The sequence below is a fragment of the Streptococcus huangxiaojuni genome (assembly GCF_040930515.1).
GTDB lineage: Bacteria > Bacillota > Bacilli > Lactobacillales > Streptococcaceae > Streptococcus > Streptococcus huangxiaojuni.
Genome location: NZ_JBFQEG010000040.1, coordinates 1 through 10,022 on the forward strand (window position 1 = coordinate 1; position 10,022 = coordinate 10,022).

Annotated in this window: 9 protein-coding genes and 1 pseudogene; all 10 read right to left on the reverse strand. The window is 42.5% G+C overall.

Annotated elements, in window-relative coordinates; all coding sequences use genetic code 11:
• Positions 1-232: 232 nt before the first annotated feature.
• Positions 233-1,096 (reverse strand): SDR family NAD(P)-dependent oxidoreductase, encoded by an 864-nt coding sequence (locus AB3329_RS11315; RefSeq protein WP_368396251.1) that lies wholly within the window; start codon positions 1,094-1,096, stop codon positions 233-235.
• 1 nt (position 1,097) lies between these two features.
• Positions 1,098-1,933 (reverse strand): annotated as a pseudogene (locus AB3329_RS11320) (alpha/beta fold hydrolase).
• Between the two features lie 18 nt (positions 1,934-1,951).
• A complete protein-coding gene (locus AB3329_RS11325; protein ID WP_368396252.1) occupies positions 1,952-2,950 on the reverse strand; it encodes an NADP-dependent oxidoreductase in 999 nt (332 codons plus the stop codon).
• Between the two features lie 83 nt (positions 2,951-3,033).
• Complete coding sequence (locus AB3329_RS11330) at positions 3,034-3,465, reverse strand: Rrf2 family transcriptional regulator (protein ID WP_368396254.1); 432 nt, start codon at positions 3,463-3,465, stop codon at positions 3,034-3,036.
• A 465-nt stretch (positions 3,466-3,930) separates the two neighbouring features.
• Positions 3,931-4,866, reverse strand: a complete 936-nt coding sequence (locus AB3329_RS11335) for an ABC transporter ATP-binding protein (protein WP_368396256.1) — start codon at positions 4,864-4,866, stop codon at positions 3,931-3,933.
• On the reverse strand, positions 4,859-5,911 hold the full coding sequence (locus AB3329_RS11340) for an ABC transporter ATP-binding protein (protein WP_368396257.1): 1,053 nt from the start codon (positions 5,909-5,911) through the stop codon (positions 4,859-4,861). Before AB3329_RS11340 ends, AB3329_RS11335 begins: the two co-directional genes overlap by 8 nt.
• A 10-nt stretch (positions 5,912-5,921) precedes the next feature.
• Positions 5,922-6,953, reverse strand: coding sequence for an ABC transporter permease (locus AB3329_RS11345; RefSeq protein WP_368396259.1), 1,032 nt, complete (start codon positions 6,951-6,953; stop codon positions 5,922-5,924).
• 10 nt (positions 6,954-6,963) lie between these two features.
• Complete coding sequence (locus tag AB3329_RS11350; RefSeq protein ID WP_368396261.1) at positions 6,964-7,878, reverse strand: ABC transporter permease; 915 nt, start codon at positions 7,876-7,878, stop codon at positions 6,964-6,966.
• Positions 7,879-7,990: 112 nt separating this feature from the next.
• Positions 7,991-9,634, reverse strand: coding sequence for a peptide ABC transporter substrate-binding protein (locus AB3329_RS11355; protein ID WP_368396263.1), 1,644 nt, complete (start codon positions 9,632-9,634; stop codon positions 7,991-7,993).
• A gap of 189 nt (positions 9,635-9,823) precedes the next feature.
• Positions 9,824-10,022: hypothetical protein (locus AB3329_RS11360; protein WP_368396265.1), on the reverse strand; the 199-nt coding region annotated here is incomplete at its 5' end.

Here is a 10,022-nt window from a genome sequence, read left to right on the forward strand (position 1 = left end):
CTTTGAGACAACTCCTTTATTCTAGCAAATCATACGAGAGCTGTCAAGGACTTTTTCCTTTTTTCCCCTCAGACTCTCTCTGACAGCTCAATTAGTATAGCATCTCTTCTCATCTATTGTCAAGGGGTTTTTGGTATTTTGACAGCTACAGTCAAAAAAATCTTCTGACTCAATACAAGAGGCAGAAAGATAGACTTTTTATTAGCAGCAAGAACTGCAAACTGGTATTTGTTTAATTGCTGTTAAACATAGCTATTTTTTGATCACAATAATCAATCAGCTGTTTGGCTTTCTCAAACGAAAATCCTTTTTCAGAAACAGGCGCCAATTTCATGTCATCAAAGTAAGCTCCGCTTAGGTCAGATACTTCAGGAGAAAGTGCCAGAAAATAGCCTGTCTTAATTCCTTCATCCAATCCTTTTGCCTTAGACAAAAGTTTGCTTGTTTCGGAGTCTTTTGTCTTTTTATCAGCTTTTGAACCTTTAACTAAGTTCGTGGCTATTAAACCTGGATGGTAGGCGTTAACAGTGATTTTTGAATCTTGTAAATGGAATTGATGTGCCTGATACCGTGTCAGCCAAATTGTATACAGCTTAGAGGTGTCGTAGGCCAGTTTAGGACTGTATTTCTTTTCAAATCCAAAATCAAGTCCTTGGGGCTCTGCAAAATAATGCATGTAAGAGGAGGTATTGATAATACGGCCTCCGTTTGAATGTTCAAGAAGCGGCTGGAGTTCTTTTGTCAAGATATAAGGCACCATGACAGACAGCATAAAAGTGATTTCAATGTTTTCTGCTGTAGCTAGGCGTTCTGTTCCTGAGTACAGCCCTGCATTGTTAATCAAGATATCAATTTGTGTAAAATGATTTTTAATCTCTCTGACAAAGCGATAAACATCCGTCATGCTGGAAAAGTCAGCCAAGTAAGCCGAAACACGGCTGTTCTGAGAGGACGCTTTGATGTCTCGGAGTGTGCTTGCCAGCTTTTCACTATTTCGCCCATGAAGGATGATTTCATGACCTTCACTAGCTAGTTTTAAAGCCAGATGTTTGCCGATACCGTCTGTAGATCCTGTAATTAAAATTGTTTTTGCCATACTATTCCTCCAAAAAGACTGATAATGCCTTTGAAAACTCATCTGCGTATTGAAAAATAGAACCGTGTCCTGCCTTAGGATAAATAATCAATTGACTATTTGCAATCTTTTGATGCATATCATAAGAATTTTCTGTCGGCACCTGCATGTCCTTATCGCCATTAACAATCAGAGTTGGCTGGCCGATGTAGCTCAGATCATCTTGTGCTGCTTTGCCCCAGCGTTTAATAGCTCTCAACTGTGTCAGAAAACCTGTAACGGCATTTTTTTATCTTGCGCTTTTGTTTTTCTTGCAGCCATACGATTTAAGACTCGCTCTGCTTCGACTCCGCCTTCTTTATCATGATTATAGAAAATATAGCGCTTGGGATCAACACCTTGCAGACCTGCTTTTAGCATATAGCGAAAAGTCTTTCCTGTCACCTTATCCATTTCCTTCCCCCCACGGGGTCCTGTTCCTGCTAATATCAGACGGTTAACCAAACTGTTATTAGTACGGACTATTTCCTGGGCAATCATTCCACCCATAGATAATCCAAGCAGGTTAATCCTTTTGTAGCCCAGTTCCTGGACGATAGCGATAGTCTGTTCTGCCATTTCAGGAATGCTCGGAGCCACCTTACCTTGACTGGCTCCCACTCCAGGCAAATCTAGAACAATGATGTGCTGTTTCTCAGCTAATAAGTCTAATAATTTAGGATCCCAATTATCCAAGGTTGCTGCAAGATGGACCAGCATAACCAAAGGAAATTCTGACTTCCCTTTCCCTAATTCCCTATAGGCAATTTGATTGCCCGCAACCATTATATACTGATTTTTACTTGTGATATAAGACATTTTTTCTCCTTAATAAACTTAGAAACTGAGAACCGTTTTCCCACGAGAACGGCCATTAGCTACTTTATCCAGCGCAGCATTGACTTCTTCAAATGGATAGATAGTATCAATAGATGGCTTGATCTGGAGTTCACTGAAAATGTCTGCAACTTCTTGGAGCTGCTGGCCATTGCTCTCTACAAAAATGAAATAGTAGTGAACACCGTATTTGGCAGCCATTTGATCAAATTTACGCCCAGCTGAAGCAAATAGGAGCTGTTTATGTTTTGGTAGATGCATCCGCTTAGCAAAGGCTCCATTTGGCATAGCACGAAGCGATACTAACCGGCCGCCTTTTTTCATGATGGACATTTGCTTCTCAGTCTCCGCTCCGCCGAGAGTATCTAAAGCATAGTCCATTTCTGAGAGAGTTTTGGTATAGTCTTCTTTTTTGTAATCAATAAACTGGTTCGCTCCAAGTGCCAAGACCCTCTCCGCATTGGCCCCATCACCATTGGTAATAACGGTCAGTCCCTTGGCCTTGGCAATCGGAATAGCCATCCCGCCTACACCCCCTGTACCGCCTGAGATGAAGATAGTCTTGCCTGCTTGCGCTTCCATTAAATCAAGAGCCTGCATAATGGTCAGAGCTGTGAGAGGAACAGCTGCAGCCTCTGCATCTGTTAAATAGTCTGGCACCTTAGCAAGCGCTTGGCTATCTACCGCCACATACTCGGCAAAGGCTCCTATATTATCCAAGGGTAAACGGCCAAAGACACGATCACCGACTGCAAATTTCGTCACATTCGAACCAACTTCCTCTATTAGGCCAACGACTTCATTACCGGCAGTCTGCGGCAGCTTATAAGGGACAATCATCTTGACTTCTCCGCGAGAAATCATATTATCTAAAGGGTTGACACCAGCTGCCTTTACCTTAATCAAGACTTGGCTGCTTGAAATTTTTGGTTTGGCGATTTCTGTTAGATTCAGTGCAATCTTGCTTTTATTGTAAGTTGTGTGCTGTGCTGCTTTCATTTTTTCTCTGTCCTTTTTATTTGTATTTGTATCATTTACAAGTCTATATTTTGTTTAAGAAAATCTGACTGTAGCATCTATAGTCAGACTCGACTTTTCTGGGCTGTCAGATAAAGGTTGTTAATCACATGATTCAGTGTTTGCTTGGCTAAGACTTCTTCCAGCTGTCTTTCCACACTTGAAAAAATGGGAACCATGGCGCCTTCCATATGCTTACCAACAGGACATTCTTTGTTAGTGTTTTGATGAACTTGAAAGAGGCTGATATGATCAATTTCCTGAGTCGCATAATAAATCTCTAGTAGAGAAATTTCCTTAGGTGGTTTGCTCAGCTGGTAACCGGTTCGCCCCTGATGAGAAGTCATCAGGCCAGCATTTTTCAAAAGAGCAATAACTTTCCGAATATAGCTGGCATTGGTCCCAACGCTTTCTGCTAAAGCCTGAGAGCTCAGTGTCTCTTTACTTTCACTAACCATGGTTAAGATATGCAGAGCGACAGAAAACTTTGTGTCCATAATCTCCCCCCTTTTTATTGTTTTTGTATCTGATACAAAAACAAGTTTACCATAAGGTTTTCCTTCTGGCAAGACTTTTGCTTGATTTTTTTCAGGTTAATAACACTTTTCTAAATCATAAGGAAAAGAGAGGGATAGATGGCACCCTGCTTTTTCCGTCCGTACCAATGATTATATCAAAATTTATGGCTTTCAATCTTAACTCATGACTTCCTAGTCAACAGATGGCTATTTTTAGCCACACAAGACCGTAAGTCATATAAAAATGGGACAGGTATTCCAAAATGGATAACCTGCCCCAGTCTCACTATCACTAAAAGAGAACTGTCTACACATAAAGTTCCCTTCACTCAGCTGTATGCGTTTGTTCTTGTCCCAACTGTTCCTAACTTAATGCAGTCACAGATAGGACACAGAGCACTTTTTGCATCAGGAGTTTGCCGCCTTGATTCTGCACAAGGCACTTTAATTTTTGGCAGTTTCCCGATAAGCTTCTGCTTCATCAGCTGTTGACAGCACAAAATGTCCGGGTGTGATTTCATGCATTGTCCGCTCCTGACCGTCTAATTCCTGCTTAGGATCGTAAACATAAGGTACACGCCGGCGTTCGAATTCCGGATCAGGTTCAGGAATAGCCGTCAAAAGACTTTTCGTATAAGGGTGAATAGGGTTGTTATAGACTGCATCAGCAGTCCCTATTTCTAAGATTTTTCCCCAATGCATAACACCGATACGGTCAGAAATATATTTCACCATTGATAAATCATGGGCGATAAAAAGATAGGTCAGGCCTTGTTCATGCTGCAATTGCTGCAGTAAGTTAACAACTTGTGCCTGAATCGAAACATCAAGAGCTGAAATCGGCTCATCGGCGATGATGAATTTCGGCTCAACAGCCAGAGCCCGTGCAATCCCGATTCGCTGACGCTGACCGCCTGAAAACTCATGGGGATAGCGGGTCAAATGATCTTTATTAAGTCCTACAAGCGCCAGTAGTTCCTGAACTCTCTGCTGGCGTTCTTCTTTACTTTTAGACAGTTTATGAATATCCAACCCTTCAGCCACAATATCACGAATCTTCATTCGGCCGTTAAGACTGGCCTGAGGATCCTGAAAAATCATTTGAGCATCCTTGCGAAAATCATGGAGCTGTTTCCCCTTTAAATGCGATATGGTTTGCTGATTGAAGACAATTTCACCTTGGTCGATATCATAAAGTTTGAGAATAGCCCGTCCGACGGTTGTTTTTCCGGATCCGGATTCTCCGACCAGTCCTAAAACTTCCCCCTCATAAATATCAAAGCTGACATTGTCAATAGCCTTCACTTCATTTTTTTTGCCTTTATTGAAGGTTAAAGATATATTTTTGACTTCAACAAGCTTTTTACGATTCTCAGTCATTGCTCTTTTCTCCCTTCAATTCTTCCCACTTTTGCCACCGTTTTGCAATAGCTGCCGGTACTTTTACTCTGGGGGCTCGTTCATCCAGCAGCCAGGTAGCTGCATAATGCGACTCAGAGACCTTAAACATCGGCGGCTCTTCTTCATGGTCGATATCTAGGGCGAATTCATTTCGCGGAGCAAATGCATCTCCCTTAGGAGGATTGAGCAAATCAGGCGGTGTTCCGGGTATAGACCGGAGACTTCCGGCTTCTGTATCGGTTGTCGGCATCGAATTCAGCAAGCCCCAAGTGTAGGGATGCTGCGGATTGTAGAAAACCTCATCGACTGTCCCGTATTCAACGATTTTACCAGCGTACATTACAGCCACACGGTCAGCCATCCCGGCAACTACACCGAGGTCATGGGTAATGAAAATAATTGAAGCTTTGCGTTCTTTCTGAATGTCCTTCATTAAATTAAGAATCTGGGCCTGAATCGTTACATCTAATGCTGTAGTCGGCTCATCAGCGATAAGGATTTCGGGATTGGCAGCTAGTGCAATAGCAATAACCGCCCGCTGACGCATTCCCCCCGACCATTGGTGCGGATAGTCATTGATGTGCTCCTCTGCATTAGGAATGCCGACGCTTTTCATCAGTTCAAGGGCTCTTTGCAGCGCCTCTTGCTTAGAAATATCTTCATGGAGCAGTATAGGTTCAGCAATCTGCTTACCGATTTTCATTGTCGGATCAAGGCTGGTCATCGGATCTTGGAAAATCATGGCTATCTCATTGCCCCGAATCTTTACCCACTCTTCTTCCTTTAATTCATGCAGCTTAGTTCCTTTATAATCAATCTCACCACTAATTTCAGCATTAGCAGCTGACAAACCGATAAGCGTGCGGGTTGTCACTGACTTCCCACTCCCTGATTCTCCTACTATGGCAAGCGTTTCGCCTTTTTTCAGTTCAAAATTGACATTTCGGATTGCTTGGACCTCTCCGGCATAAGTCTGAAAATTCACATGGAGGTCTTTAACTTGTAAAATTGTTTCTTGACTCATTTCTTTCCTCCTAACGGTCCCCTGACTTAGGATCAAACGCATCACGAAGCCCGTCACCTAAGAGAATAAAGGCCAGCGAAATAAATACCAAAGCTAAGGCCGGCAGCATCACCTGATAGGGATAGTACTGCAGGTTTTCCTGTGCATCTGTAATCAGCGACCCCAAGGAAGCTGTCGGCGGCTTAACGCCTAAATTAATGGCTGACAGCACAGCCTCATACATGATAGCACTGGGGACAGTCATCATAATCTGAACGATGATAATTCCAGAAATGTTTGGAAGAATATGCTTGAAAGAAATTTTAGGTTTGCTTTCCCCTAAAGACTGTGCAGCCAAGACAAATTCACGTTCACGATAGGACAGTGTTAAATTTCTGACTTGGCGGGCCATTGCCGTCCACCCCACAATAGCAATTGAGATGATAATAGAGGTCACACCGCTCCCAAGGAGCAGCCCCAGCATGGTAACAATAACTAAATTAGGAATAGAGGAAATAATTTCAATAATCCGCTGCATCACGGTATCCACTCGGCCGCCAATATAGCCGGAAATCAGGCCGTAAGTGACCCCGATAATAAGGTCAATCAAGGTAGCAGCGATAGCAATAAGCAAGGAAATCCTGACACCGACAATAATACGCTTGGCAACACTTCGTCCAAGATTGTCTGTTCCTAAAATGAACTTAGTGTCCGCAGGAACCCCCTGATCAGCATAGACATCTGTTGCCTCTGTATTGCCGGCATAAGTGATTGTCCCATTCCAAAAAGGAAGACGGTCACTTATTTTAGGCGGAAGATTCCGGTAAACAGTGACTTCTTTTGTATTAAATTTGTTGGCTTCATTTTGAGGGACAAAAACAACCGATGCTAATGAAAAAATAATCAGAAAAAGCAGGAACCACATCGAAATCACTCCCAGCCGGTTTTTCTTTAAACGCCTCCAAGCATCCTGTATAAAGGAGAGAGCTGGTTTTTCAATTTTTTCTTGGGAGCTGGCCGAACCGACTCCGACAAGTGTAAACATTTCATCTTTATTTGCCATTATATTCTCCTTACTGCAAGCGTACACGAGGATCAACAATACTTGTGATGATATCGGTAATTAAAATAGCAGCCATCAGCATCACAGCATAAACTATCGTTGTCCCCATAATAACCGGGTAGTCTTTTGTCGGAATCGATGTGACAAACTGCTGACCAATTCCCGGTATTGAGAAAATCTGCTCAATCAAGGCAGAGCCTGTCAGTAAGTTAGCAGCCAAGGGGCCGACCAAGGTCAGAACAGGAATCATTGAGTTCCGATAAGCATGCTTGCTTGACACTTGACGCTTGGTCAGACCTTTCGCCCTAGCCAGCTGAATATAATCAGAATTCAACGTTTCAATCATTTGGCTTCTAAAAAAGCGGGTCACTTGAGCCAAAACCGGAATGGCTAAAGCCACTGAAGGCAGAATTGTCTGCGCAAAAGTTCCCCAGCCTGCCAGAGGCAATAGCCCCCATTTAAAGCCAAAATAATCCAGCAGGATCAAGCCAATAATAAAAGAGGGCACGGAAATACCTAAGGTCGAAATGACACTTAAACCATTATCCAGCCAATTATTCTTATTCCGCGCTGAAACAGCTCCGACAAAGAGACCAGACAGCAAACCAATAATCAGCGCCTGAATACCGAGATGGACAGACACCCCTAAGCGCTGGGCGATTAAGCGGGAAACCGGCTGGTTGATAGACTGGTAGCTGGTGCCAAAATCACCATGCAAAACATCATAAAGGTATTTTAGATACTGCTGCCAAACCGGCTTGTCCAAGCCATACTGTTTATTCATCAGAGCAACCATTTCATCAGTCAGTTTAGGATTATTGTAAGGTGTCCCTGGCAGTATCTGCATAAGAAAAAATGAAAGGGTGACAACAACCCAAAGTGTTACAAGAAGAATCGCAACACGCTTAAGAATATATTTAGCCATAATCTTTCCTTCTGTTAATTTGCTTTTGTTGAAAGAAAAAAATTTTTCTCCCAACAAAAGCAAGAATTGGATCCAGCCAATTCTTGCCAATTATTTACTGCTTTATTGTGATTTAATCTTTATAAGCATAAGTGAAATCAACACTTAAACCAGTCGAATTACGGATAATACCCTTGAGAGACGGATTTTGAAGCGCTTGAGTCTTACGGAAGTAGATAGGATTGTAGAGCGCATTGTCATAAAGAGCCTTTTCAGCTGCCTTATAATCCGCAGCTGCTGCATCGGGATCTAATGCATCTGTCGTGATAGCTTTATTATAGGCTTCATCATATTCAGCATTTGAGAACTTACCGTAGTTATAAGGAGCATCAGTCGTAAACAAGCCATAGAAGGTAGAGCCTTCAGGATAATCGCCGCCCCAGAGCACTAAAGCCACCTCAAAGTTTTGATTTTTAGTGTCTTCCAAACGCTGTTTGAAGGTGACAAATTTTTCTTCGACAGTTAATCCCGGAAGGGCTTCTTCCCAAGTTTGTTTGATATAATCAGCAGCCGCCTTAGCTACAGGGTTATCTGAGTCAGCGGTAAGCGTCAGCGTCAAGGAATCTTGGCCGACTTCTGCCATGCCTTCTTCAAAAAGCTTAGCTGCTTCGTCAACGTCATATTTATAACCAGGCGCTACATATTTCGCTAAATCAGTACCATCAGTCAGTTTCGCAAGATCGGTCGGCACAAAGGCTGTAGCTGCTGAAGAACCGGTATCAGTTGCGGCTTCAACGATCCCTTCACGGTCTGTCGCTAGATTAAGCGCCTGACGTACCTTGGTATTGGCCAGTGCCGGAACTGAACCAGTCTGATTATAAACCATATAAGAGGTAACGGCTTCCGGAACATCTACGACATCTTTATTGCTTTTATTAGCATTATAAATAGCTGATGTATTAGAAATATTAGCTAAATCAAGTTCGCCGTTTTTGTACATTTGCACAGCTGTATCTGGCTTTTTAATGGTCTGAATATTGACTTTTTCTGTTTTAACGTTATCAGCATCCCAATACTCTTCGTTTTTAACAAGAGTGAAGCTGCCGCTCGTTCCGTTCCAGTCTTCAACCACATAAGGTCCTGAATAGAGCGAATCTTCTGATGTTGTCGCGTAATCATCACCGGCTTTTTCAACAAAATCTTTACTTTGCGGCATAAAGTTGACAAAAGACAGGTAGTAAATAAACTGCGGTGCAGGCTCTGTCAGAGTAAAAATAACTTTATTGCCGTCTGCTTTGACTCCCAAATCGTCAAAATTTGTATTTTTGCCTGAATTAATATCACCGGCATTAAGAAGGTGGGCTTCTACCGCTAAATAAGCATATTCTGAAGCTGTCGCCGGATCAACAATCCGCTGCCAAGAGTAAACAAAATCTTCAGCCGTCAGGTCACTCCCGTCAGACCATTTTAAATTGTCGCGCAGTGTAGCAGTATAAGTTAAACCGTCTTCAGAAACATCAACCTTTTTCGCTAAATCAGGAACCGCTTCTCCGTCTTCATCGATACGCAGCAGATTTCCCCCGGAATTACCGATAGCAATTGAAGAGTAGGTATCGGTCACTTTTGAAATATCTAAAGTCGAAATTTCAGTTGGGATGTACCAATTAATTTCACTACTCGACTGGGTGCTGTTGCCGCAGGCTGTTAAGACAGCAGCAGAGACAAGAGTAACCGCACCAAGACTGATGCGCTTCCATAAGCGATTGTTTAAGGCCATAGCAAGCCCTCCTATAATTTTCTTTTCATTTTTGTAGTACTATTATATCATAAAATTTCCTTAATCAAAGTATTTTATGATGGAAATTATGACCCTCTTTTTTAAATATCATTTTTTGATAATCGTATTCAACGAAGTCTTCTGCCGATAAAGCCTAATGAAAAACAGCTGGTCTAAAGACCGGCTGTTTTATAAAAGATTCAATAAATCAGAGAGGTTCTGATAATGACTGGCTTCTTGTATCTGCAGTTGTGCCAGTGATTCTGTTTCTTGGCCGATTTGCTGCTGCAGGAGCTCCGCTTCATTGTCCAATGCTCTTTTGGTCTGCCTGACTAAATCAGGAGAATCCTGACAAAGGCGGTTCAGCCATAGGCTCAGCCTTTCAGTT

Excerpts from the sequence above, each read along its gene's own strand:
- AB3329_RS11315 (WP_368396251.1), bottom strand. The coding sequence starts at position 1,096 with ATGGCAAAAACAATTTTAATTACAGGATCTACAGACGGTATCGGCAAA.
- AB3329_RS11345 (WP_368396259.1), bottom strand. The coding sequence starts at position 6,953 with ATGGCAAATAAAGATGAAATGTTTACACTTGTCGGAGTCGGTTCGGCC.
- AB3329_RS11335 (WP_368396256.1), bottom strand. The coding sequence starts at position 4,866 with ATGACTGAGAATCGTAAAAAGCTTGTTGAAGTCAAAAATATATCTTTA.
- AB3329_RS11325 (WP_368396252.1), bottom strand. The coding sequence starts at position 2,950 with ATGAAAGCAGCACAGCACACAACTTACAATAAAAGCAAGATTGCACTG.
- AB3329_RS11340 (WP_368396257.1), bottom strand. The coding sequence starts at position 5,911 with ATGAGTCAAGAAACAATTTTACAAGTTAAAGACCTCCATGTGAATTTT.
- AB3329_RS11355 (WP_368396263.1), bottom strand. The coding sequence starts at position 9,634 with ATGGCCTTAAACAATCGCTTATGGAAGCGCATCAGTCTTGGTGCGGTT.
- AB3329_RS11350 (WP_368396261.1), bottom strand. The coding sequence starts at position 7,878 with ATGGCTAAATATATTCTTAAGCGTGTTGCGATTCTTCTTGTAACACTT.
- AB3329_RS11330 (WP_368396254.1), bottom strand. The coding sequence starts at position 3,465 with ATGGACACAAAGTTTTCTGTCGCTCTGCATATCTTAACCATGGTTAGT.